Genomic DNA, 24687 nt, shown 5'->3' with positions numbered 1-24687 from the left:
TTGTAAAATACAAGACGAAACGGGCGTTAGACTGATCATCTGCCAGTAAAATAGGCGAACTGTCACGATAATTTTTTTAACTAAAAAGACACCTGTTTCTGTTGTCAGTTTGGTCAATCACAGTTAATCTAAAATTAATCTTTTTAAGTATAAATGAAGTACATACAAGGAAGGCTTTTGAGTGAGTCAGCTAACGGATGCATCAGTCGTATTGCGTTTAGGCTATCAGGCGATTCGTCGTGCGGGGTTGCCAACAGAAGAACTTTTGACCAAAGCAGGAGTGGCTTTAAATCAGGTGGAAGCCAATGACCGTACCCCGCTGAGTGCCCAATATGCCTTTTGGGTGGCGGCAGAGGAAGTCAGCAAGGACCCGGACATTGGATTGCATCTGGGTGAGCACCTGCCACTTTATCGTGGTCAGGTCATTGAACACCTGTTTGTTTCATCTGAAAATTTTGGTGAGGGACTGAAACGTGCTTTGGCTTATCAGCGACTGATCAGCGATGCCTTTGCTGCCAAATTAGTGATTGAAGATGATCGCTGCTATTTAACCAATGGTGAACAGCCTTTTGCTGAGAGTCTGGTCAATCGTCATTTTACTGAATGTGCCATGTCAGGTGTACTGCGTTTCTTTAAATTTATTACCGAAGGGCGTTTTGAGCCGATTTATATCGATTTTAATTTTTATAAAGGGGCACCTGATGATGAATACTTCCGGGTTTATGAGTGTCCGGTCAGTCTAGGTCAGAAAGAAACTCGTTTATACTTCGATCCGACTATCCTGGAATATCCGCTGTGGCAGGCTGAACCTGAGCTGTTGCAGCTGCATGAGCAACTGGCCATTGAAAAGCTACAGGAACTGGCAAGATATGATCTGGTCGGTGAAGTACGTCGTGCAATCGGCTCTACTTTGGAGAGTGGCGAAACCACGCTAGAAACTGTGGCAGCCCAGCTGAACATCACGCCACGCCGTTTGAGAACACAACTGAGTGAGGCACATACCAGCTTTCAGCAGATTCTCTCGGATTATCGCTGTCGTCTGGCCAAGCGTTTGCTGGCGAGTACCAATGAGAGCGTCGAGCGGATTGTCTATCTGACCGGTTTTTCCGAGCCAAGTACCTTCTATCGTGCCTTTAAACGCTGGACCAATGAAACGCCAGTGGAATATCGGAAGCGGAAGCAGCGTTAAAAATCCCTCCTAACCTCTCTTTAAAAAAGGGAGGAATTCCCCCATTGCTGTCCCACAATTTTTCACAAGAGGAAGCTCATTTGAGCTTCCTCTTGTTTTATGGGTATTTTATCGGGTGAAAATAAAGCTTTTAAAGTTCTTCTTTCAAACAAATTCACTTGAATTATTCTGAGTAAACGTTGAACTGTCCAACCTGTTTTCCCTAAATGTTGAGCGAAACTCACCAATAAATAGGCGATCATCGCAATCCAGATTTGTGTCTGAATTGCGTTCCTGCTGCGGCCTAGAAACGCTTTTAATTTGAGATTCTGCTTAATCGCCTTAAAGAACAGCTCAACTTTCCAACGATCTTTATAAATCGCCGCAATGGTGGAGGCGGCTAAATGAAAGTTATTGCTGAGAAAGCTAAAGTGCTTGCCACTTTGCTGATCTCTATATTCAATTCTTCTTAACACTGGGGCTTTTCTTTTTAGGGCATGTGCGCTATTCAGCTGAATGGTTTCATCTTTTAGAATACCTTTGGATTCAAGCACTGGATGTTGCCGGATCACCTGATACACAGATTTAGGCCTAAAACGTGGGACAAATCCAATGTTTTGAGCAGTCAGATTTGCATACCATTGGTAATCGACATAGCCTTTATCAAAAACTACAATGCTGCCAGCAGGAAACTGGAATTTGCGGCCTTGTACCATGTCATTTTCTTTGCCATTTTCAACTGCAACAAACTCAGGAATATCATTGCTGTGATTCAATCCTATGCTGAGTTTCATGCTGGCTTTTGAGTCGTGAACTTTGGCCCATTCACATAAGGAAAGCGACAGGTCAATATGACTGGCATCCAAGGAATACAAGGGATTCTTAAAGCGAAATTTATGAGCTACTTTTGAGTGTTCATAGTATTTAAGCAACTTGTAAAATAGCTGTTGATACAAGGCAGCAGGCTGCTGCTCATTGATTCGTGCCAGCGTGCTTCGGGGAATAGACTTTGCTCCGAGATGACTTAGCTTTTCCTGTTGGCACTCCAAATTGGATTGAATATCTCTCAGACTTTGCCTACAAGAGAATTGAGACATCAATATGGCAATAAACTGATCCCACCGGGAAGCCGCTCTAAATTTCTGTCCAACATGGTGTACTTTAGCAAGTTGTTCAAAATCCTGTCGCACAACAGGTTTAATTAGCTCATGAAATACGGTATTCTGATGTGACAAAACCTGAATCCTGGTCGTTAAAGTGTTTGTTTGCACTCATATTTTAACTGTTAGGACTCAGGTTTTTTTATTTAAAGCAAACTATGGGACAGCATTGGGAATTCCCCTCCTTTTAGGAGGGGTTAGGGGAGGTAAATATTCTAAAAAATTTAAAAACTATTCCGGCATATTCAGCCAGTGCGGACCTAAGGGTAATTCAGGTAATTCAAACTGCGCCGGATAATCAGCATGAATAAAATACAAACCATCTGCTGGCGCAGTCACACCAGCAGCTTTACGGTCTTCTGCCGCGAAAATATTATCAATATGATCGGCAGCATACATGCCCTGACCAATTTCCAATAAACATCCCATGATATTGCGCACCATATGGTGCAGAAAGCCATCGGCCTGAATATCCAGTACCAGATACTGACCATGCCGGATCAGGCGGCAATGGCTGACATGGCGGATGGGCTGATTGGACTGACAGGCTGCGGCGCGGAAGCTTTCAAAGTTATGCGTGCCTTCAAACTTTTTCGCGGCGTATATCATCTGTTCAACATCAAGTGGTGCATAGACATGGGTGACCTGTTTATGCAGCAATGCCGGGCGGACAGGGTGGTTATAGACCACATATCGGTAGCGGCGCGCCTGCGCCTTAAAACGGGCATGGAAGCTGTGATCCATTTCTTTGATCCACTGGATCGAGATGTCTTTCGGGAGTTGGCTATTGCAGCCCATCAGCCAGCCACGTTCAGAACGCACGGCATCCGTATCAAAATGTGCCACCATGTTGGTCGCATGTACCCCGGCATCCGTGCGGCCGGCACCATGCAAGAGGATCGGTTGATCGGCAACTTTGCTCAGAACCTTCTCAATGGTTTCCTGTACGCTTGCAACTCCCGGCTGTTGAGTCTGCCATCCCCGATAATGCATCCCACAAAACTCAATTCCCACCGCAAAACGCTGCATACTGACCTCAAAACCTTATTGATCGTACCAATGACGATGCCATTGCTCTACAGTGTCGTATTGTAAATACATTTTCAGGGCTTTTGCATACAGATCCGAATGGCCATAACTTTCATTCAGCAAAATTTTGCAGTGATTGACCCATTCGGCAATAGCATAGCGCTGATCCGTCGCACCAAAAGGCACTTGGGTGGTTAAGACAGAAATACAGCCCTGCTCATACAGTTGATCAATGAGTGCAATCATGGCGTCATTGACCGCCAGGTTGCCAGTGCCAAAACCTTGCAGAAATAAAAAATGCGGTGGTCGAGCCAAGAGGTTGTTCAGATTATTCAGCTGCTGGGTCAGATCAACCGGCTGCATCATGATGCTCATACAGTTGAATTCAGTCGCTTTCGTAATATCTTCTACCTTGACCTGATAACACGCTTGACTGGTTTGGATTGCAATATTGGCCTCAAGACCGGAAAAGGCATTTAACTCGGTAGTATGCTGTTTCAGTGCAGTTTGCGCATGTAGCAGCTGATGATGGAATGCCAGATAGACCCCAGCGCTACATTCGCTGACGGAATCTAGTGCAAATTTCAGGTTATCTAGGGCATCACTAAATTCACGCTGTTCATTGCCTTGAGCATTCAGCAGCGGATATTGGCTACCGGTCAGTACCACATGCGCCGAGTTTCCAATAAAATGTGCCAGTACTGCACTGGCATAACTCAGCGTATCTGTACCGTGAATAATCACAAAATGCTGGATCTGCCGCGATTGCAATTGCTGAATAAACTGTACCAGTTGCAACCAGTCGGTTGCTGTGCAGGCACTACTGTCCTTAATCGCGGGTGCATGGTGACATTCGACGAAATATTGCTCTGCAAGTATCTGTTCGAGCTTTGGAATAAATAAATCAGCAGGCATCGGTGCAAGAGGATCTCCCACACAGCCGAATGTGCCGCCCATATAAATTAATGCAATATTTTTTATCATAAAAAAAGCAGCCAATTATTGACTGCTTTAGTGTAAATCGAAATGCATCAAGATGCGATTTGATTCAGTAATTGCTCGGCGCGTTGCTGTTGTTCAGGAGTATATTCAGCTTCTCGCTCTGAAATGACTTCACGGGCAGCGGCATAGGCACCGAGTTGAATATATTGCTGGGCAAGATCAAGATTGAGACTTGCTTCATTAACATTCAGTAATTCCGGGAAAGATTGCACCAGAGGATCATGTTGATTGATCGCTGTCTGAGCTGGCGTAGTAGGTGCTTCTGGCGTGGTTTCCAAATGATCTAATTTGAAATCCATTCCGGATAGATTGGTTTGTACAACCGGCTCTGCCACAGGTGCTGCAGCTGTCAAGCTAGACAGATCAAACTCAGTCGCTGGTACCGCAATTTTCTCAGCTGCTGGTACAGGTGTGTCAAGTGAGAATGAAAAATCTAGAGGCTTGATTTCTTCATCGCTAGCCGGTAACTGTTCATTATTAGTGCTTAAATTGAGATCAAGATCAGGAATCTGATTAAGATTCGTTTTATTTTCAGAATCTGTTTCTAGACGATCAGAAGCTACAGAAGAAATTTCTGACGTTGTTGGCTCTACTTTAAAAGATTCAAAGTCAAACTGAACTTCATTAACCACTACTGGTGCTGATTCAGTCGGCACACTCTGAGTAAAGCTACTCTTTGGATTAAAGTCAAAACTGTTGTCTTGTTCAGGCTCAGTCTTTGTTGCGCTGGTTGAGGCAGGGGCAGCACTCGGCTTAAAATTAAATTCAAGAGGTGCTGGTTCTTCTTTAACTGGCGCACTTTCTTGTTGTAGTTGCTCGAATGCTAAACCAGCTTTTGTATCTACAGGAAGTGATGTAAGACTCAATTCATCAAAATCACTTGTATTCGATGCGAAAGCAACAGACTTAGAAACTGGATCTGGTTTAACCGATTTTTCTCTTTCATAGGCGCTTCTTTTTTCTTCAGCCTGAGATAGAATTTCATCGATTTTCAGAACACGAATATGATTAATCAGTTGGGTAATCGCAAAATCATCTTGCTGTAAGATATGAATATCCAATAACAGCAGATAAAACTCATGCTGTGAATTATCCCGATTCAGTGCCTGGTTAATCTGTGCTTCGGCCGCAAAAAAATTACGCTCCTGAATCAGGCCTTCAATTTTCTTGCGTGTTTCTGCTGATAATGGCGTTGCTGATTTTTTTGTGACCCCGACTGGCTCCACCACTTTGGTTCTTTGTGGGGCAGCTTTTGAAGCAGAGCCAGGTTTTTTCGCTTTTACCGTTTTAGTTTTTGCTTTATCTGATTCTTGAGCATCTTGTCGTTTTTTAAAGACAATTAATACGATGATCAATATCACTAATGGAATCACATAAATCAGCATGTTTTACCCCTTGGGGATAGAGTAGTTTAAGTTCGCCTATCCCAATAAATCGTCATGTGTAACTTTTTAATTAATTGGCTTCTTATCTGCTTGTTGGGCTTTGAGCTGTTGTTGTAGCTGGGCCAGACGCGCATTTAATAACTGAATTCTGTGATCCTTCTGATTGAGTGCCAATTCTAATTCAGTTACGTTTCTCTGTAATTTAACGGTTTTTTCTCGGGCTGTCATAACTTTTAATGACAATTCCTTTGATGTTTGATTGCGTTCTGTGTTCTGGTTTGCAGAAACTTGCCCAGAATCGTGCTGGTTCTCAGCCACCAGGCTCATTTCTGCCTGATTCAAACGGTATTTTGTTTTGCCAGCAGGCTTAGACGGTAGCTCGGTTTGCTTTGCTGCAGTGACTTTAATGGGCGCAGGTGCAGGATGAGTCGTATTTAAGTTCAATGCAGCACCCTTGCGTAGACGATCGGCATTTCCTCCGATAAAGGCATGCTCATTGTCTTTTTTGATTTGCTGCATGACTTCGTTGACCGGGCGCTGCTGCTGTTCGGCAATTCGTGAAGCAATCCCCCACAGTGACTCATTGGATTGAACGACATAAGTAGGTGAAGTTTGATTTGAAGCTACTTTGACTGGTTGAGCTTTTGCAGTCACTGGAGCCGGAGTTTTCACCGGATTGGCTGATCCAGTTGATTTTCTGGCTTGCTCCTCAGCAAATTTCTTCACCAATGGATCACTGGAGGCAGTCTGATGATCAGAACGAGACTCTGCCGCTTTCTGCACATCTACTTTATTTGGTACTGATGCGCTTTGATTTGCTGGCATCGTACTAGCTGGTTTATCTGTAGTCGAGACTGCTGCAGGAGCCGGCGATGCAAGAGTGGCTTGTGAGGTCTTTACTGAATCTGAAAGCGCCGCTGCAGTTTTAACTGGGGCTTGAGTATCGGGTGCAGTTACAGCCTCGCTTTTAAGCACAGGCGCAATCGCTTGCGCCTGAATCGCTGGACTTGATGTCATTACAGCTGGCGCAAATGCAGTTTTAGGAATGGAAGTGTTCGATAATGCAGGTGGTGCTGTGCGTTGCAATGCCAACGGCTTTTCTAACACCGGTGGCTTATTTGAGACTGCGGAAGCTGCTGTACTGTAATGGCTACTTACGGGTAAGTTGAGTGCAATATCTTTTTCACTGACGACAACAACTGGTGCAAGCGGGCGTTCATTCTGTTTGAGACTGGCTTTTAATAAATCGGTTTTAGCTTGTAAGGGCGTACGGATATGTTGCAGACGTGCGGCACTGCCTTCCTTGATTTTGACAATAATATTCAGCTCGCGTTCTGTCATGGGGCGAGAAGAAGTAATAGTAATGACTCCGGTGCCATTATTGCTGCGCCGAGTAAAAAAATTCAAATGGCCAGGCGGCTGATGCGATGCCCCAATCGAGATTAAATCTTCTGGTGAAGCCAGACTGACTTCAATCGGCAAATTGATATCAGACTGCCGAAAAGTCATTTCTGCATAGAGTAATTCCCCAGGAGCAGACTGAATCTGAACCGGATCTACATTAATCGCATAAATATTTTGTGAAGCGACAATGGCTAAAATGGCAAGCTTTAATTTGTTATATACAGTCATCTTAATCGTGAGCTCAGTCATTATCGCATAGCGAAAATTATAGATTAACGGGATGTTTGTTTTTTGTAAAATACTTACGCAATAGTTACATAAAAAAGCCGATCAATAAAGATCGGCTTTTGGCTTTATATCCACAGGATATTAGGCATTTTTATAATCAATCAAAATACGCAGCATACGGCGTAACGGCTCGGCAGCACCCCAAAGCAACTGGTCACCTACAGTGAACGCACCCAGATATTCTTTACCCATGTTCAGCTTGCGCAGGCGGCCGACTGGAACGCTTAAAGTACCTGTTACAGCAACAGGCGTCAGATCAGTCATTGATGCTTCACGAGTATTTGGAACCACTTTAGACCAGTCATTGGCACGTGCAATGATGTCTTCGATTTCATCCAAAGGTACATCTCTTTTCAATTTCAGGGTTAATGCCTGAGAGTGACAACGCATGGCACCAATACGCACACAGTGACCATCAATCGGTACGATCTGCTGATTGCCCAGAATCTTGTTGGTTTCAACCTGACCTTTCCATTCTTCTTTCGACTGGCCGCTTTCCAGCTGCTTGTCGATATAAGGAATGAGTGAGCCAGCCAAAGGAACGCCAAAGTTTGCAGACGGGAAGCCTTCACCACGTTGTAATTCAGCAATTCTAGAGTCGATATCCAGAATTGGAGAACGCGGATCATCTAGCAACTCTTTGGTATTGTTATATAAATAACCCATACCATTGATCAGTTCACGCATGTTTTGCGCGCCAGCACCTGAAGCGGCCTGATAGGTCATTGAAGTTGCCCATTCTACCAGATTGTTCTGGAACAGACCGCCCAAGCCCATCAGCATCAAGGAAACTGTACAGTTACCGCCGACAAAAGTCTTGGTACCTTTGACCAGACCATCTTTGATCACATGCATGTTGACCGGATCAAGTACGATGATGGCTTCATCATCCATACGTAAGGTCGATGCTGCATCAATCCAGTAACCATTCCAGCCTTCAGCTTTCAATTTCGGGAAAACTTCAGAGGTATAGTCGCCACCTTGACAGGTAATAATGACATCCATTTGCTTCAGACTGTTAATGTCTGATGCATCCATAAGTGCTGGGGCGGTCTTACCGCCAAATGCCGGCGCTTCACCGCCTGCATTACTGGTAGAGAAATAGAATGGCTCAAAATGAGCAAAATCATTCTCTTCAACCATACGTTGCATAAGGACGGAACCAACCATCCCGCGCCAACCGACCAGACCTACTTTCATGTCACTTTGCCTCGGTGCGTTAAAAAATCAAAAGGGATTCGAGTGTACCAAAAAGGGACTCAACTGCAAGAGCTACACAATCAAAACATCAATATTCTTGAGAGAAATATCTGCTTTATGATACATACAAAATTGATAACGTCATTTTTCTTTTAGAAAAAATAATAACTTAATTAAGAGCGCAGTTTATGATATGGGTTATCCAAATTCTGGCAATCATTGTCATTTGGTTAAGTTTTTGGTCACTGATACCACGCGATGAATGGTGGATTCGGGGTGCGGATTTTCCACGCTTACAAATTCTGGTATTAGGCTTTATCGCCTTTGTGCTGTTCTTGGTTCTGGAGCACCCCTGGAACTGGTTGAATCAGCTGCTTTTTGTCGGGCTGATGGCAGCTTTGGCCTATCAACTGAAAATGGTATTGCCCTATACCTTTATCTGGAAAAAACAGGTCAAGCAGGTCAAGCAGGATCAGCTGGATCCGCAACGTCAGATTTCCCTGGTCGTTTCCAATGTACTTACTACCAATACCAAATATCATTTACTGATCGAGCAGATCCAGATTCATCAGCCAGATCTGGTTTTGACTCTGGAAACCGATCAAAACTGGCAAAATGCACTCTCGGTGATTGAAGCCGATTATCCTTATCGCGTGCCTGTGCCTTTGGATAACCTGTATGGCATGCATCTATATAGCAAGCTCGAACTGAGAGAAACCGAGGTTAAATTTATTCTGAGTAATGAAATTCCCTCCATTCATACCACGGTGATCTTACGCTCAGGACAACCGGTACAGCTCTACTGTCTGCATCCCAAACCACCCAGTCCGACCGAGGCCAAGGATTCTACCTTGCGTGATGCTGAACTGCTGATTGTCGGTGATCAGATTAAAGATCTGGATGAAAGCTGTATCGTCATGGGCGATCTGAATGACGTGGCCTGGTCACGTACCACACGCCTGTTTCAACGTATTAGTGGGCTGCTGGATCCGCGGGTAGGACGTCATTATGTGAATACTTTTCACGCAGATTATCCTTTTTTCCGCTGGTCGCTGGATCACGTCTTTCATAGTACCGATTTTGCCTTGGTACACATGGAGCGTTTACCGCATGTAGGTTCTGACCATTTTCCGGTCTTTCTGGTTTTACAAACCGGTCGGGTATTCGAGCATATTCAGGAAGAATTAGAACAAACTGATAAAGATGAGCAGGAAGCACAAAAAGCCATTGAAGAGGGCATTCAGAAAGCAGAGAAAGAGGAAAAAATAGTCACTGATGAAGTTGCCCTGGCTTATAAAGAAGGGGGCAAAATCTCATAGGTTTTTAGAAGAAAAGTGTACGATATTGCTTACAACAGTTTACGCTTCTTGCGAATGGGCAGGGGTTGGGAATCTGGGTATTCTAGGTTTATCAGCACAGGGAGTCGAGAAAGGATATTCTCATAAGGAAGACGAAGCTGAATGAAAACATCATGGATATGATGCTGAAAGGGAAATCACAAAAAAGCAGAACGAATTATAATATGTGAAAGCACAACCTCATTAACCCGAGTTTTACAGGATGTAGAGCTCGGGTTAAATTATTTCAATTACTTAAACATGATTTTAAGCTATAGCCCTTCAAATTCCGTGATCAAATCGATTTAGTAAATTGATTTATAACCTTCAGGGCGAGTCTTAAAACGGCGGTGGAACCACATATATTGGGTCGGTGCGATGCGCAACTGCTGCTCAATCACCCGGTTCACGCGAGTGGCATCTTCAACTTCATTCTCACTAGGGAAGTTTTCCAGTGCCGGTTCAATGAGCACATGGTAGCGCGGATTGTTAATATCGCCATGACGGTAGAAATATAAAGGAATTGCAGCCGCTTTGGTCATTTTCAGTAAACGGCGATGTGCGGTTACAGTCGCCGCAGGCACGCCAAAAAAAGGTGCCATCACGCCTTGTTTTAAACCATAATCCTGATCCGGACTGTACCAGATCGCATGGCCATTTTTCAGGTTACGTACCAGACCGCGCATATCATCATGGTCAATCTGATTGGCATAAATTGTGGCGCGACAACGGTAAATCAGCATGTCCAAAAGCGGATTATTCTGCGGACGATACACCACATCCGGGTCAAAATACTGTGCACAAAGATAACCGCCAGCATCGAGCAAAGTTGAATGTGTGCCTAATAACAGCATGCCTTGGCCTGCGGCTTGTGCCTTTTGAATATGTTCCAAACCTTCAATACTGACGCGACCATCAAACCATTTCGGACTGTACCAGGCATTGAGCGTCTCAAACACACCCAGCATTTGATCGATAAATACCTGACGGGCATTGTCCTGTACCTGCTCTTTAGACCATTCGGGAAAACAGACTTCCAGATTGCGAAGTGTGGTTTCACGACGTGATTTTAGATATTTGAAAGAAAGCTGGCCCAGCAGGGACGCTAGACGATGCTGAATAGCCCAAGGTAAGATCGCCAGAATCATCAGGAAAATAATGCCCAGCCATTTGCCCCAGTATTGAGGTAACAGGAATGACCATTGAAATTCACCGGGTTGATATGCAGGCTGAGTACTCATAAAACAATATAGGGCCAAAAGATTAAGTGCAGTCTAACAGAGAAGATTATTGAAATAAAAAAGCATCTGTACGAATACAGATGCTTGAGTAAAAGCTCGGGGAATATTTAGCCGTTACTTAGATTGTCCAGCTCTTCCCAGCGCTCTAATTTTTCCAGTAACAGCTCATCAATTTCAGATAAACGGTTAGAAAGTTTCAGTGCTTTATCAGAATCAGTCACAAATAAAGAACCATCAGCCAGTTGTGCATTGATCTCGGCCTGCTCTTTTTCCAGCGCTTCCATCTCAGCTGGAAGTTGCTCGAGTGCACGTTGGTCTTTATAACTGAGTTTAACTTTTTTGGCAGCGGCCGGCGCAGTCTCGGCTTCTGCTTTGGCCATGGCTTTTTTCACGGCACTTTTTTGGTCAACCACGGTTTGATCCGGACGTTGTTCAAGATAATCCTGATAACCGCCGACATATTCGTCAATATTGCCCTTACCATCAAAGACCCAAGTGGATGTCACCACGTTGTCCATAAAGGCACGGTCATGCGAGATCAACAGCAGAGTGCCTTTGTAGCCACCGAGCATTTCTTCCAATAACTCTAAAGTCACCATGTCCAGGTCGTTGGTTGGCTCATCCATCACAATCAGGTTCGATGGTTTCAGCAACAGTTTCGCCAACAGGATACGGTTACGTTCACCACCAGACAAAGCTTTGACTGGGGTACGTGCACGCTCCGGCGAGAACAGGAAGTCTTGCAGATAACTATAAATATGACGGCGGTTGCCATTCACATCCACGTGGTCAGAACCTTCTGATACGTTATCTTTGACTGATTTTTCCAGATCCAACGCATTACGTAACTGGTCAAAATAGGCCACTTCAAGCTGCGTACCGGTCTTCACCGTACCGCCATGTTCTAGCTCGCCCAGAATGGCTTTAATGAGTGTAGTTTTACCGACACCGTTATCACCGACCAGACCGATACGGTCGCCACGGAGTACAAGTGCAGAGAAATTATTGATGATCGGTGTATTTTCACCGAATTTCACACTCAGGTTCTCAATTTCAAACACCAGTTTGCCTGAACGGTTGGCATCCTGAGTTGCCATCGTCACTTTACCTTGTTGCGAACGACGTGCTCTAGATTCTTCACGCAATGCTTTCAGGGCACGAACACGGCCTTCGTTGCGGGTACGACGGGCTTTAATCCCTTGACGGATCCAGACTTCTTCTTCAGCCAGCTTTTTATCGAAGAGCGCATTTTGCTTTTCTTCAGCTTCCATCTGCTGGGCTTTCAGGTCTAGATAACGTGAATAGTTACCTTCATAGCTACGTAGTTGACCACGATCCAGCTCGACAATACGGGTGGCAATGCTATCGACAAAGGCACGGTCATGCGAAATGAACAGCAGGGTCAAATTGTTTTGATCGAGCAGGAATTTTTCCAGCCATTCGATACTTTCAACGTCTAAATGGTTCGTCGGTTCGTCCAGTAACAGCACATCGGGTTGGGTAAGTAAAGCACGTGCCAGTAGTACACGACGCTTACGACCACCAGATAAATCGGCAAGATCTGCATCCGGGTCCAGGCCCATTTTGCTTAAAATCGAATTGACCTTGGTTTCCAGGGCCCAGCCATCCAGCTGATCCATTTTGTGTTGCAGGTTGCCCATACGATCACAGGCGTCCATGTCACCGAGTACACAAGCTTCACTGGCAGCATGATAAGCACGCAGAACTTCTGACGCTTCACCAGCGCCATCTGCCACGATATCAGCCACTTTACCTGAATCCATCGGTACATCTTGCGCCAGCATGGAAATGGTAATGCCGTTTTGTAATGAAACTTCGCCGTTGTCAGGCAGTAAACTTCCTTCAATCAGCTTAAGTAAGGTAGACTTACCCTCACCATTACGGCCAATCAAACACACTCGTTCGCCGCGTTCCAAGTTAAAATTCGCGCCGTCGAGCAGGGCGGGTCCACCAAACGCAAGTTGGACATCCCTAAGGGTAATATAGGCCATAATGTTTCCTGAAATCCCCAATGAGGACTTTAAATGACTAAACAACAAAATCTAAATGATCAGGCGTCATTTTCCGCACCCATTGAAGATTTGCAAGTGCGAATTGCATTTTTAGACGATTTAGTTGAACAGTTGAATGATCAGGTGGCCAAACAGACCCTGGAAATTGCTGACCTGAAAAAGCAAATGACGCTGTTATATCAACGTGTTGAGTCCTCCGATCTGTCTGAAGGCATTGCAGAATTTGATCCGGTTGCAGATCGCCCACCGCATTATTAATTTGCAACCAATGATTTAATCAACAACAACCCTTAGCTGATCTAAGGGTTTTTTATTGAAAAATAAAAATGAGCCGATCGATAAGATGTTAAAAGAGAAGTATTTTTGTTTTGAATGGGCTTTTAAATTGCCTTAAACACGCATATAAAAGTAATCAAGTGCCAAAGAAATTTTCCTGCTGAAAACAAATATTCGGGCTTATAAACAGATTTCTTTCAGGCATTTCATAAAATGCAGTTTGACCCTCTGCCGAAACAGGCCTGCACCCATTCAGTCGTAAAATTATTTGACCTTTCACTCACTTCCTACTCTAATACCCGCTCTCAGGTACATTCCGGAATTGCGTCCCATGCACCCAAAAGTTGTTCTACTCGACCTCGAAAATAATTTCCCCACAGCCAAGTTAATGCGTGAGATTGTGGCGCATTATTCGACTTTATATCTGTTTAGCTGTGCTGGAAAATTTGAATTCTCCTTAGAGGATTTAACCGAGCTTGCCGGCTGGATTAGCAGTGGTCAGGTGGTGGTACTGGACACGCCTGAATCGCCACAAAAAGAATATGAATATGCGGTCATTGTCGGTCAGCTTATGGCGCTACTGGAGCCGGAAACCGAGGTTGAATTGATCTCGGCGATGGACAGCTGCGAGATGTTGCAGCAGATGCTGCAAGCTTCTGATATTCCGTGTCACCTGATTCAGATTCAGCCTGATGAGACAAACATTCCAACCGATCAACCTAAAAATCATCTTCCGAGTCTGGATACCATCAAGAACAAACCTGCCTTGCAACTGGTGAAAAAATACTGTGATGCGTTAGGGAAAATGAGCGGCAAACCGAATACGGTGGAAACCCTAAAAAACTCAGTGGCGAATATTCTGCAAGTGATGCCGGTAAAAGCTCAGCATGTGGTCGGCATGTTGATTAACCTGAAAATCGTCAAACGCTATGATGAGCAAATCAGCTTCCGCAAAAAAGTTTTGAAACAATGGCTGCAACTCAATCTGGATGAACAAAGCCCGGTTGAAAATCCAAAACTGGATCAGGTCATTTCCCAACTGAAAGCAGATGAAGCTCCAGTTGAATCTGAAACACTCAAGTCACCGATCCAGTCGGCACAGCAAGACCTGTTCAAGAACTTTGGCCGGATCGATCCGGTACAACTCGAAGTGGCGCGTAAACTGCGTGAATTGCAGGGCGATAAACCCAAAGACATTTATGAGCTGCGTGATTTACTGGAACAGTTATTTCCAAAATCGGACATTCGCTTGCTGCTTAAGGAGCTGATCGAGAAAGGTTATATTTACTGGAATGGTCACGAAATTTTATATAGTCATGAAATGTTCCTGAATTAATTTTATCGTGCAAACTTGCGTTTTATATTGTGCTTATGCAACTCTAATAATAGAACATAAAGGTTGAACTATGGAAAACACTGGAATCTGGGTGACGGTAGTCATCATCATTTTCGTCATAGGGTCGATTTTCGGGTTGCGTGTAAGTCCCCGGGAAAAAGCTCTGGGCCTGATGCGTGACAAAGCCCGTAAAATGGGTTTGCATCCACGTCTGGTGGTGGCACCGGACTGGACCAAAATTCCCAAGGCGACTGAAAGTCGTGCCAGTATGGTCGCGTACTACAGTGTACTGATGCCAGATGCGCGTTTGCCCCTGATGCGCGCCCGTGTTGTCGATAATAAACTCGAAATCGTGCAGGGTGATGAGAAATTTAAAGATTTTCCCATTGCATTAAAAGGCATTTATGCTATTGATATGCAGGCCAACTGTGTCGGCATGTATTGGGATGAAGAAGCTGATTTAAGAGCGACCCAACTCGACGACATCAAAGCGCTGTTACACGCTTTGGCTGAACTTTAATTTAGAAATAAATAGGATTAACGGTTAATTATGGCGAACGCTCCTCGGTCCACATCAAAAAGCAGCACAGCGAAGTCTCCCGACGCTGGAAGCAAGCGTGCCCTAGTGATTGTGGAGTCGCCTGCAAAAGCGAAAACAATCAATAAGTACCTTGGTCCGAACTACATCGTAAAATCATCAGTGGGTCATGTGCGTGACTTGCCGACAGGCGGTTCTGCAAAATCGACAGAGAAAAAACCGGCGACACGTACCAAACTGACGGATGCAGAAAAAGCTGAAAAATCACAGAATGCGTTGATTAACCGCATGGGTGTCGATCCGGAACATGACTGGAAAGCCAAATACGAAGTCCTTCCTGGCAAAGAACATGTGGTTGCCGAACTGAAAAAACTGGCATCGCAAGTCGATGAAGTCTATCTGGCAACGGATATGGACAGGGAAGGAGAGGCGATTGCCTGGCATTTAAAAGAAGTCATCGGTGGTGATGATTCGCGTTATCAGCGTGTGGTCTTCAACGAAATTACCAAAAACGCGATTCAGGATGCCTTTAAGCATCCGTCACGTCTGGATACCAATAAAGTCAATGCACAGCAGGCACGCCGTTTCCTGGATCGTGTCGTGGGCTTTATGATTTCGCCATTGCTTTGGGAAAAGATTGCCCGTGGTCTGTCGGCCGGTCGTGTACAGTCGGTTGCAGTGAAGCTGGTGGTCGAGCGTGAACGTGAAATTCGTGCCTTCATTCCTGAAGAATACTGGCAGGTGTTTGCCGATACCAAATCGAAAAAAGATGATATTCGTCTCGAAGCGGTCAAGCAAAATGGCAAGACGCTCAAGCTGCGCAACAAAGCCGAAACTGATGCCTTATTAAACCTGATCAAAGATGCGGATTATACGGTTTCTGCACGTGAAGATAAGCCAACCAAGGTTAATCCAAGTGCGCCGTATATCACGTCAACGCTACAACAGGCAGCCAGTACCCGTCTCGGTTTTTCTGTGAAGAAAACCATGATGCTGGCGCAGCGTCTGTATGAAGCCGGCTTCATTACCTATATGCGTACCGACTCGACCTTCTTGAGTGATGATGCGGTGAATATGGTGCGTGGTCATATCGAATCCGAGTTTGGCGAGAAGTATTTGCCTGCCAAGCCGAACCGTTATGGCAATAAAGCCGGTGCGCAAGAAGCGCATGAGGCGATTCGTCCATCTATGGTTGGCTTAAAAGGCGACAGTCTGGTGGGTGTTGAGCGTGATGCACAGCGTCTGTATGACCTGATCTGGCGCCAGTTTGTTGCTTGTCAGATGACTCCGGCAGAATATCTGTCTTCTACCATTTTGGTGGATGCCAATGGCGTAGAACTGAAAGCCAAAGGCCGTACCTTGGTCTTTGATGGCTTTACCCGCGTGCGTGGTGCCAATAAAGCCGATGACGATATTTTATTGCCTGCGGTCAAAGTCGGTGAAGTGCTTAAACTTGAGAAACTTGATCCATCTCAACATTTCACCAAACCACCGGCACGTTTTACCGAAGCCTCATTGGTCAAAGAACTGGAGAAAAAAGGCATTGGCCGTCCATCAACCTATGCTGCGATTATCTCGACCATTCAGGATCGTGGTTATGTGAAACTGGATAACCGTCGTCTCTATGCCGAGAAGATGGGTGAGATCGTTACCGATCGTCTGGATGAAAATTTTAGTAATCTGATGAACTATGCCTTTACCGCAGATCTTGAAGGTCAGCTGGATAAAGTAGCAGATGGTGAGCGTAACTGGAAAGAGTTATTAGACAGCTTCTATGGCGATTTTAAGCAACGTTTGACTACGGCGCAGGGTGAGAACGGTATGCGCCGCAATCAGCCTGTAGAAGTGGATGCAGTACACTGTAAAGAATGTGACCGTCCAATGCAGATTCGTACCGGAACCACAGGCGTATTCTTGGGTTGTTCAGGCTATAACCTACCGCCGAAAGAGCGTTGTAAAGGAACCTTGAACCTGACACCAGTTGAGTCTCTGGCTGCATTATCTGATGATGAGGCTGCGGAAACTGCTGACCTGATGTCGAAGAAGCGTTGTCCGATCTGTGAAACTGCCATGGACAGCTATGTGATTGATGGCGGCCGTAAACTGCATATCTGTGGGAATAACCCGGACTGTAGTGGTTTTGAACTTGAAGAAGGTGAGTTCAAAATTAAAGGCTATGATGGCCCGAGTATCCCATGCGACAAGTGTGATGGTGAAATGCAGCTGAAGACGGGTCGTTTTGGTCCGTATTTTGCCTGTACCAGCTGTGACAATACCCGTAAAGTCTTAAAGAGCGGTCAGCCTGCGCCTCCACGTGTGGATCCGATCAAGATGGAGCATTTACGTTCTGCCAAGCATGACGATTTCTTTGTACTGCGTGACGGTGCAGCCGGTTTATTCCTGGCGGCAAGCAAGTTCCCGAAAGTGCGTGAAACCCGTGCACCGAAAGTGGCCGAGATTCGTTCTGTTGCCGACCAGCTTGATCCAAAGTATCAGTTTATCTTGCAGGCACCTGATGTGGACCCGGAAGGGAATCCAACTCTGGTAAAATTTAGCCGTAAGAACCAGTCACAATATATTGGTTCGGAAACTGCAGAAGGCAAGCAAACCAAATGGTCTCTGGTTTACCAGGACGGAAAATGGGTTGAAGCCTAAACTCTAAGATTCAAAAAAATGCTGACGAAAGTCGGCATTTTTTATGTCAGAATCATGTATATAAAAAATTAAAAATAATATCTTGGGGTGGATGTGGATATTCAGACAAAAAAGTTCGCTGTATTAATCGATGCGGATAATTCTTCTATCAACGCGATTTCATCGGTATTGGAGGAAGTTGCGAAATATGGAATTGCCAGTGTCAAACGTGTGTATGGGGACTGAAGCAGCGAAACTTTAAAGAAATGGCGAGATGTACTCCTTCCTCATGCCATCACTCCGGTACAACAATTCGCTTATACCAAGGGTAAAGATGCGACGGATATGATCCTGATCATTGATGCTATGGATTTACTTTATGCAGGTGCATTAGATGGATTTTGTATCGTATCCAGCGATAGCGATTTCACGCCCTTAGCTTCACGTATTCGTGAAAATGGTCTAACAGTGTATGGCTTTGGCAAAAAAGCTACGCCTGAAGCATTTAAGAAAGCCTGTGACAAGTTCATTTATATCGAAAACTTACTTGTAGATAGTGAAATTAAAAATAATGAGGATGGTGAAGAAACAGGATCAATAGATAAAAAAGTTTCGGAGATTATCAAGACTAATGGACAAAAAACTATATCTGCGCAAAAGGAAATTCAGTTACCTGAAGGGATGGATCGAGCTACGCTTAACTTAATTTATAAAGCTGTAAAAGATAATGCCGATGATAATGGATGGGCGAATTTAGGGATGGTCGGGCAGTATATCAGTGCAGTAAAGCCTGATTTTGACTCTCGTAACTATGGTAGAGCCAAATTGTCAGGATTAATAAAAACTTTAAATTTATTTGAAACAAAAATAGAAATGAGTCAGATATATTTAAGAAAAATGAAAAAGCAGAGTGTGTAATCGATATGTGGAAAAAGATTCGGATTCTGATTTTATTAATCATCTTATTGATTGTCGCGGTCAATGCCTATCGTGATCAAAACCAGAACTGGTCAAAGCCGATTATTGTGTTGCTGCATCCGATTAATGCCGATGGATTACCGACCACACAGCAATATATCCAGCAACTGTCAGCTCAGGACCTGAATGGAGCACGGGAATATCTGGAAAAAGCAGCTCAGCAGTATCGTGGACAGCCGACTTATTTTTATTTTAATTTAGGCCGTGAGCTTCAAGTTCTACCACCCAAAGTCCCTGAGCAAGACTCGCTCATCGATACAGTTTTATGGAGTTTAAAATTCCGGTTCTATGCTTGGAAACAGCGACAGAGTTCAGACCCTTCAGCCAATGTGACTTTATTTTTAAATTACTATGATCCTGCGCAGACCAAGCAATTAAAGCATTCAACCGCCTTGCAAAAAGGCCGGATTGGTTCGGTGAATCTATTTGCATCCAAGCAACAGACTGAACAGAATAAAATTGTATTGGTGCATGAATTACTGCATGCCTTTGGCGCCTCGGATAAATATGATTTAGCGACAGGCCAACCGATTTATCCGCTGGGTTATGCATTTCCAGATCAGCAACCCTTATTTCCGCAAGCCAAGGCGGAGCTGATGGCAGGACATATTCCACTGTCTCAAACCACCAGTAAAATGCCAGAATCTTTAAATCAAACCTTGATTAATGAGATAACTGCAATTGAACTGGGCTGGAAATAAAGACTTGTGGATACTGCTGGATTTATCCACAATTTAGACTTCATTTGTGGATAAAAGATCACACCATGCCGCTCACCTTTGTGCTTGCTCCTGACTCGTTTAAAGAAAGCATGTCTGCTGCGCAGGCTTGTCAGGCCATGCAACGCGGTATTCAGAACGTCATTCCGGATGCCAATATTATTCATGTGCCAATGGCTGATGGCGGTGAAGGCACGGTCGATGCACTGATTTCAAGCTTGAAGGGGGAAAGTATTGCATGTGAAGTGACCGAGCCATTATCTGAGCAACGTATTCAGACCTATTGGGGTTTGGTTGATGCAAGCCAGACTGCCGTGATTGAAATGGCCAAGGCCAATGGCATTCATTTATTGAAACCTTCACAGCGTAACCCGATGCTTACTTCGACCTATGGTACAGGAGAAATGATCAAACAAGCATTGGATTTGGATGTGAAAAAAATCATCATTGGGCTCGGTGGCAGTATTACCAATGATGCAGGTGCTGGTATGGCGCAAGCACTGGGTGTGCGGTTTCTAAATTATAAGAGTGAGTCAATTCAGGTCTGTGGTGGAAACTTAGATCTGGTCAAATCAATGGATTTATCCGAACTTGATCCACGTTTAGAAGATACTGAAATAATCATTGCATCAGATGTCAATAATCCGCTGTGTGGGCCAAATGGTGCCTCAAATATATTTGGGCCACAGAAAGGTGCAACGCCTGAAATGGTTAAGCAACTGGATCAAAACCTTGGGCATTTTGCTGATGTAGTCGCTGGGCAGATTGGCCATGATTATCGTCATGTTGCAGGTGCGGGCGCTGCAGGTGGTCTCGGTTTTGGTTTGATGGCTTTTGCCAGTGCTCAAATTCAATCGGGTGCAGAGCTAATTATCAAGGAAACCAATTTGGCCGAAAAGATTGCACAAGCAGATTATGTGTTTACTGGTGAGGGCAGTATCGATTTTCAAACCCAGTTTGGTAAAACGCCGTTTGGTGTGGCACAGCTCGCCAGGCAATTCAATAAACCGGTGATTGCTTTTGCAGGTCTAGTTGGTGAAGGGATTGAGGATCTGTTTGAGTCAGGATTTAGCCAGATTATTGGTATTAATCCACCAGATTGTCCTTTAGAAGAAGCCTTAAAAAATGCAGAAATGAACTTGGAGAAAGCTGTCGCAGAGATAGTCAAAAATCTTTTGACAGAGTGAAAGTATTTCTCTCTCTCCTGCAATCTAGCACGCTTCATTATCAGGTAATAAATCAAGAAATAAAATTGGAGACAGTGTCAGGGCAACTGAAAAGCCATAATTCTGGAAGCGATCTGTTAAACTACATACATCCACAAAATGATAAGTGAAAATGAGTTTAGCCACCCTGATTGATGAATTAAATCCCCAACAAAAGCAAGCAGCGACTACAGAAGCAAAACACAGTTTGGTGCTGGCCGGGGCAGGTTGTGGCAAAACCAAAACCATCGTGGCACGCGCAGCTTACTTGATTGAACAGGGCGTGCCTGCCAACCAGATTCAAATTCTGACCTTTACCCGCCGGGCAGCCAGTGAAATTGTGGCGCGTGTCGAACTGGCACTCGGTGGACAAGCCAAGGGGCTGCGAGCCTCGACCTTTCATACCTTCTGTATGTATCTGCTGCGCCGTATTCCGAAAGCTTTTGGCCTTGAACAGTTTTCGATTATTGATCGTGATGACCAGCTGATGATGTTTCGCCTGATTCGCGGTCGTGATGACAAGAAAAACCCCAATCATTTACCTAAGCCTCAGGAACTATGTGACCTGTATTCTTTTGCACGGAATACCCGGCAAAAACTTAGTCTGGCACTGGAAAAACAGATGCCGGAATATCTGGCTCTCAAAGACCAGATTGCCGAAATCATGAAAGAATATGAGACACGTAAGCAAGCGCGAAGTTTTCTGGATTATGACGATATTCTGGCGGTAGTAGCTACGGCGCTGGCACAGTCCGAAGGTCTGGTCGACTATGTCGCTTCAATCTGTCGGCATATGCTGGTCGATGAAATGCAGGATACCAATCCATTGCAATGGGCTTTGCTGGAGCCACTGAAAGACCGGATCAGCCTGTTCTGTGTCGGTGATGATGCGCAGTCGATTTATGGCTTTCGTGGTGCAGACTTTGAAAATATTCACCATTTCAAAGAACGTGTGCCAGATGCGCAGATTTTTAAATTAGAAAAAAACTACCGCTCGACCCAGGAAATTCTGGATCTGTCCAACTGGCTGCTCGATCAGTCTGAAATCAAATATGACAAACGTCTGGAAGCGTATCGCGGAGAAGGTGTAAAGCCGCGCATGCATATTTTCCCGAATGAGTTTGATGAAGCCAAATGGATCGCGATTGATATTAAAGAGCGTTATTATCTGCAAGGTAGTAAGTGGGGCGAGCATATGGTGCTGGTTCGTTCCAGTTTTGCCGCACGGCATATTGAGGCAGCCTGTATCGCGGCTAATGTGCCGTATCGCTTTATTGGTGGCATGAAGCTGCTGGAAACGGCGCATGTCAAAGATTTGCTCAGCATGCTGCGCGTAGTCGCCAATCCGCTGGATGATATCGCCTGGATGCGTTTCTTGACCCTGTGGAATGGTGTGGGTGATGTTGGTGCTAGCAAGCTATCGCAGCAGTTATTGGCTGAACCGGAAATGGATCAGATTGCAAAGAAATTAGAACAGTTTGGCAAGATACCGCTAGAGACTATTCTGATCATGCAGCAGATGAATGTGCTCAAAGGCGAAGTGCAAGCCTGTGTCAGTCTTGCGATTCAGGCGATTGAATCTCAGTTAGCAGAAAACTATAAAAAGGATTGGTCACGTCGCCAGAGTGATTTTGAACTGGTTAAGCAATTGGCCTCGAAACATTCGCAGCTGAGTGAATTTTTAGAGGAATATGTACTAGATCCAGTGTCAATCTCGGAAATTGAACGCCAATCGGATCACGATGTGGTGACCTTAATCACCATTCACTCGGCCAAAGGCACCGAACAAAATGTCTGTTATGTGGCCAATGTCACGCCGGGCAATTATCCGCATGCGCGTGCTCAAGGCGACTTTGATGATGTCGAAGAAGAGCGTCGTGTGCTGTATGTGGCGCTGACCCGGGCAAAAAATGAATTGATTCTGACCAAACAGAACCTGAATCATTGGGCGCGGGAAACGGTCGATGAGCAGGGACGTAAAGTCGAAAGCTATTTCCTGAATGATCTCACCCGGCATTTATGTACCACGGAAACCCATTACAAGACCCGGCAGCAAACTGTAAAAAGTGCACTGATTGAACGCAAGTCGATTAATTTAGATTTTGGGATTGATCTCGATTAAACTATAACAAAGTTGTTTCATGCAAAAAGTAGAGTAGGCGCGTGCTTTTTGATATTTTTTGCCTATCTTCTTAAGGTTGTAAGATGAAAATTTTAGTTCGTAATTTAGAACGTACGGTCACAGAAGCCGAATTACTGAAACTGTTCCAGGAATATGGCACAGTGGAGACCTGTACTTTGGTGCTTGATGCAGCAACAGGCAAATCAAAAGGTTTTGCTTTTGTAGAAATGCCGCATGGCCGTGAAGCAGTCAAAGCCATTAAAGGCCTGAACACTTTACGCCTACACGGACATGGCATCCGCGTGAAAGCCGCAGAAGATAAGCCTCAGGCTTAAACTCAAAAAAGGAGCACTTGATAGGCTCCTTTTTTATGGCTGAAATTTATTATCGCTTTAATTAGTGAGCTCAATACTCTGAATTTCAGTGCTGGATGGATTCAGTCCGAACATCTTTTGATTGCGAAATGCAGGCGAACCTTTTACTTTATAAAAGCCAAAATTTGTTTTAAACCTTAGGAAATCTCGATGACCCGTGTTGCTCGCTATCATGCGGACCGTACCAATCAAAAACTGTATTTCGCCCGTCTATCCTGCCAGCAAGCAGAGCAAACCGAACATGTACAACAGGCTCAGGCACAACGTGAAGCAACTGTGTTCCATTTGCATGGTGCTTTGTTAGCATTTCTACAGGAACTGGTGCGTTACTATCGCCTGAATGATCCTCATCCGACGCTAAAATCGATCGAAGAACTGATGGCGGCCAAAGGCCAGATTTCGCCAGAAGTGGCGGTATTGCAACATTTGTCTAAGAGCGGTTTCATTGCTGAACTGAAGCGCGCGTACCATCTGTGCCAGTATGCGCCCGAACCAAGTACCCCAGAACCTGAAGACGAAACCTCCTCAAATCTCATCATTAAAGTCACACAGTCTCCACAAGCGTGGTTACCTGATACTGCTATATTGAGAGAGTGGCATCGTGACCTGACGCAATTAATTGATGGTTTTCGTAATGAGATGATTGAATTTTAATCGGATCGGCTGTACTTGAAAATGCAATTTTTAACCCTATATCAATTACTCTAATGATGCAAAGTGCACCCGGCGCTTTGCCACCATGTTGAACATGGAGGATATATGTCTATAGAACAGTTGAAAGATCTATTTGGTAATCAAGACGCGATTTTAGAACTCGTTCAACTTGAAGGTGGCGCGTTGGCTCTACGCAATGCAGGCTCACATAAACAGCCTTTGGTCATGATTCAATTTAATGATGAGGTGAAAGCTCTACTTGGAGAGCAGACGCCCGTGATTGCGCAACAGATGATTCAGGCAGCACTCTATGGCTTGCTGGAACAGCAGGTCAATGAATGGCAGGCTGAAGTTGTGGATGAAGAACCAAAGTATATGAGTTAATCGTTGAAATTTATTTAGAAAGCACACTATCGGTGTGCTTTTTGAGTTTTATAGGTTATTAAATTAGGCAGATTTTAAGTATCACAAAAACGTTCATTTAAAATGAAGATGAAAAATCAGTATTTTAAAATTTAAGTCGTGAGCAGTCTGAAGCCAGTGTGTTAATAAAATATTTGGCTCAGAGATATATTGATGTACATAAAAAAAGTTGCCAGATCCG

Annotated in this window: 20 protein-coding genes and 1 pseudogene; 13 read left to right on the top strand and 8 right to left on the bottom strand. The window is 44.6% G+C overall.

Features of this window, described 5'->3' with window-relative positions:
* Nucleotides 1-181: 181 nt before the first annotated feature.
* Nucleotides 182-1189: an AraC family transcriptional regulator gene (locus tag H0S56_RS12460; protein WP_005107962.1), complete on the top strand. Its 1008-nt coding sequence runs from the start codon at nt 182-184 to the stop codon at nt 1187-1189.
* A 62-nt stretch (nt 1190-1251) separates the two neighbouring features.
* Here H0S56_RS12460 and H0S56_RS12455 read toward each other — a convergent pair whose 3' ends face one another.
* The 6 genes from H0S56_RS12455 to asd form a co-directional block, all read right to left on the bottom strand.
* Nucleotides 1252-2403, bottom strand: a complete 1152-nt coding sequence (locus H0S56_RS12455) for an IS4-like element ISAbe18 family transposase (RefSeq protein WP_195726033.1) — start codon at nt 2401-2403, stop codon at nt 1252-1254.
* Between the two features lie 156 nt (nt 2404-2559).
* A complete protein-coding gene (gene truA / locus H0S56_RS12450) occupies nt 2560-3357 on the bottom strand; it encodes a tRNA pseudouridine(38-40) synthase TruA (protein ID WP_195725193.1) in 798 nt (265 codons plus the stop codon).
* 15 nt (nt 3358-3372) lie between these two features.
* On the bottom strand, nt 3373-4341 hold the full coding sequence (locus H0S56_RS12445) for an asparaginase domain-containing protein (RefSeq protein ID WP_195725192.1): 969 nt from the start codon (nt 4339-4341) through the stop codon (nt 3373-3375).
* 47 nt (nt 4342-4388) lie between these two features.
* Nucleotides 4389-5744 (bottom strand): fimbrial protein FimV, encoded by a 1356-nt coding sequence (locus H0S56_RS12440; RefSeq protein ID WP_195725191.1) that lies wholly within the window; start codon nt 5742-5744, stop codon nt 4389-4391.
* Nucleotides 5745-5810: 66 nt separating this feature from the next.
* On the bottom strand, nt 5811-7397 hold the full coding sequence (locus H0S56_RS12435; protein ID WP_195725190.1) for a FimV/HubP-related protein: 1587 nt from the start codon (nt 7395-7397) through the stop codon (nt 5811-5813).
* Nucleotides 7398-7517: 120 nt separating this feature from the next.
* Nucleotides 7518-8636, bottom strand: coding sequence for an aspartate-semialdehyde dehydrogenase (gene asd / locus H0S56_RS12430; RefSeq protein ID WP_195725189.1), 1119 nt, complete (start codon nt 8634-8636; stop codon nt 7518-7520).
* Between the two features lie 188 nt (nt 8637-8824).
* Here asd and H0S56_RS12425 point away from each other — a divergent pair, with 188 nt between their 5' ends.
* Nucleotides 8825-9955, top strand: a complete 1131-nt coding sequence (locus H0S56_RS12425) for an endonuclease/exonuclease/phosphatase family protein (RefSeq protein ID WP_195725188.1) — start codon at nt 8825-8827, stop codon at nt 9953-9955.
* 323 nt (nt 9956-10278) lie between these two features.
* On the opposite strand, the gene H0S56_RS12420 is transcribed toward H0S56_RS12425, so the two are convergent.
* Together H0S56_RS12420 and H0S56_RS12415 are read right to left on the bottom strand one after the other, a co-directional pair.
* Nucleotides 10279-11214, bottom strand: coding sequence for an LpxL/LpxP family acyltransferase (locus H0S56_RS12420; protein WP_195725187.1), 936 nt, complete (start codon nt 11212-11214; stop codon nt 10279-10281).
* 107 nt (nt 11215-11321) lie between these two features.
* Entirely contained in the window at nt 11322-13226 is a 1905-nt protein-coding gene (locus tag H0S56_RS12415; protein WP_195725186.1) for an ATP-binding cassette domain-containing protein, read from the bottom strand.
* Nucleotides 13227-13259: 33 nt separating this feature from the next.
* On the opposite strand from H0S56_RS12415, the gene H0S56_RS12410 reads away from it, so the two are divergent.
* The 11 genes and pseudogenes from H0S56_RS12410 (at nt 13260) to H0S56_RS12360 (ending at nt 24467) form a co-directional block, all read left to right on the top strand.
* Complete coding sequence (locus H0S56_RS12410) at nt 13260-13505, top strand: SlyX family protein (protein WP_004278477.1); 246 nt, start codon at nt 13260-13262, stop codon at nt 13503-13505.
* Nucleotides 13506-13854: 349 nt separating this feature from the next.
* A complete protein-coding gene (locus tag H0S56_RS12405) occupies nt 13855-14859 on the top strand; it encodes a hypothetical protein (RefSeq protein WP_195725185.1) in 1005 nt (334 codons plus the stop codon).
* A gap of 70 nt (nt 14860-14929) precedes the next feature.
* Nucleotides 14930-15379, top strand: coding sequence for a hypothetical protein (locus H0S56_RS12400; protein ID WP_004647398.1), 450 nt, complete (start codon nt 14930-14932; stop codon nt 15377-15379).
* A gap of 30 nt (nt 15380-15409) precedes the next feature.
* Entirely contained in the window at nt 15410-18052 is a 2643-nt protein-coding gene (gene topA, locus H0S56_RS12395) for a type I DNA topoisomerase (RefSeq protein WP_004278474.1), read from the top strand.
* A gap of 93 nt (nt 18053-18145) precedes the next feature.
* A pseudogene (locus tag H0S56_RS12390) lies at nt 18146-18949 on the top strand (NYN domain-containing protein).
* Nucleotides 18950-18954: 5 nt separating this feature from the next.
* On the top strand, nt 18955-19710 hold the full coding sequence (locus tag H0S56_RS12385; RefSeq protein ID WP_005245925.1) for a hypothetical protein: 756 nt from the start codon (nt 18955-18957) through the stop codon (nt 19708-19710).
* 65 nt (nt 19711-19775) lie between these two features.
* Nucleotides 19776-20915 (top strand): glycerate kinase family protein, encoded by a 1140-nt coding sequence (locus H0S56_RS12380; RefSeq protein ID WP_195725184.1) that lies wholly within the window; start codon nt 19776-19778, stop codon nt 20913-20915.
* Between the two features lie 151 nt (nt 20916-21066).
* Nucleotides 21067-23055 carry an ATP-dependent helicase gene (locus H0S56_RS12375; RefSeq protein ID WP_195725183.1) on the top strand — a complete coding sequence of 663 codons (1989 nt, stop codon included), beginning with the start codon at nt 21067-21069 and terminating at the stop codon, nt 23053-23055.
* 83 nt (nt 23056-23138) lie between these two features.
* Nucleotides 23139-23390, top strand: coding sequence for an RNA recognition motif domain-containing protein (locus H0S56_RS12370; protein WP_004729489.1), 252 nt, complete (start codon nt 23139-23141; stop codon nt 23388-23390).
* Between the two features lie 189 nt (nt 23391-23579).
* A complete protein-coding gene (locus H0S56_RS12365) occupies nt 23580-24083 on the top strand; it encodes a DUF6586 family protein (RefSeq protein ID WP_195725182.1) in 504 nt (167 codons plus the stop codon).
* A gap of 105 nt (nt 24084-24188) precedes the next feature.
* Entirely contained in the window at nt 24189-24467 is a 279-nt protein-coding gene (locus H0S56_RS12360) for a hypothetical protein (RefSeq protein ID WP_004278462.1), read from the top strand.
* Nucleotides 24468-24687 lie beyond the last annotated feature (220 nt).

The organism is Acinetobacter lwoffii, assembly GCF_015602705.1.
GTDB lineage: Bacteria > Pseudomonadota > Gammaproteobacteria > Pseudomonadales > Moraxellaceae > Acinetobacter > Acinetobacter lwoffii_E.
The sequence above is the reverse complement of the archived record's forward strand: the minus strand, read 5'-3'. Positions and strand labels throughout refer to the sequence as shown.

Bases quoted from the DNA above. Each gene is read 5' to 3' on its own strand.
- H0S56_RS12415 (WP_195725186.1), bottom strand. From the start codon at position 13,226: ATGGCCTATATTACCCTTAGGGATGTCCAACTTGCGTTTGGTGGACCC.
- H0S56_RS12405 (WP_195725185.1), top strand. From the start codon at position 13,855: ATGCACCCAAAAGTTGTTCTACTCGACCTCGAAAATAATTTCCCCACA.
- H0S56_RS12445 (WP_195725192.1), bottom strand. From the start codon at position 4,341: ATGATAAAAAATATTGCATTAATTTATATGGGCGGCACATTCGGCTGT.
- H0S56_RS12380 (WP_195725184.1), top strand. From the start codon at position 19,776: ATGCCGCTCACCTTTGTGCTTGCTCCTGACTCGTTTAAAGAAAGCATG.
- H0S56_RS12375 (WP_195725183.1), top strand. From the start codon at position 21,067: ATGAGTTTAGCCACCCTGATTGATGAATTAAATCCCCAACAAAAGCAA.
- H0S56_RS12360 (WP_004278462.1), top strand. From the start codon at position 24,189: ATGTCTATAGAACAGTTGAAAGATCTATTTGGTAATCAAGACGCGATT.
- asd (WP_195725189.1), bottom strand. From the start codon at position 8,636: ATGAAAGTAGGTCTGGTCGGTTGGCGCGGGATGGTTGGTTCCGTCCTT.
- H0S56_RS12385 (WP_005245925.1), top strand. From the start codon at position 18,955: ATGTGGAAAAAGATTCGGATTCTGATTTTATTAATCATCTTATTGATT.
- H0S56_RS12400 (WP_004647398.1), top strand. From the start codon at position 14,930: ATGGAAAACACTGGAATCTGGGTGACGGTAGTCATCATCATTTTCGTC.
- H0S56_RS12365 (WP_195725182.1), top strand. From the start codon at position 23,580: ATGACCCGTGTTGCTCGCTATCATGCGGACCGTACCAATCAAAAACTG.
- topA (WP_004278474.1), top strand. From the start codon at position 15,410: ATGGCGAACGCTCCTCGGTCCACATCAAAAAGCAGCACAGCGAAGTCT.
- H0S56_RS12435 (WP_195725190.1), bottom strand. From the start codon at position 7,397: ATGACTGAGCTCACGATTAAGATGACTGTATATAACAAATTAAAGCTT.
- H0S56_RS12440 (WP_195725191.1), bottom strand. From the start codon at position 5,744: ATGCTGATTTATGTGATTCCATTAGTGATATTGATCATCGTATTAATT.
- truA (WP_195725193.1), bottom strand. From the start codon at position 3,357: ATGCAGCGTTTTGCGGTGGGAATTGAGTTTTGTGGGATGCATTATCGG.
- H0S56_RS12410 (WP_004278477.1), top strand. From the start codon at position 13,260: ATGACTAAACAACAAAATCTAAATGATCAGGCGTCATTTTCCGCACCC.
- H0S56_RS12370 (WP_004729489.1), top strand. From the start codon at position 23,139: ATGAAAATTTTAGTTCGTAATTTAGAACGTACGGTCACAGAAGCCGAA.
- H0S56_RS12420 (WP_195725187.1), bottom strand. From the start codon at position 11,214: ATGAGTACTCAGCCTGCATATCAACCCGGTGAATTTCAATGGTCATTC.
- H0S56_RS12425 (WP_195725188.1), top strand. From the start codon at position 8,825: ATGATATGGGTTATCCAAATTCTGGCAATCATTGTCATTTGGTTAAGT.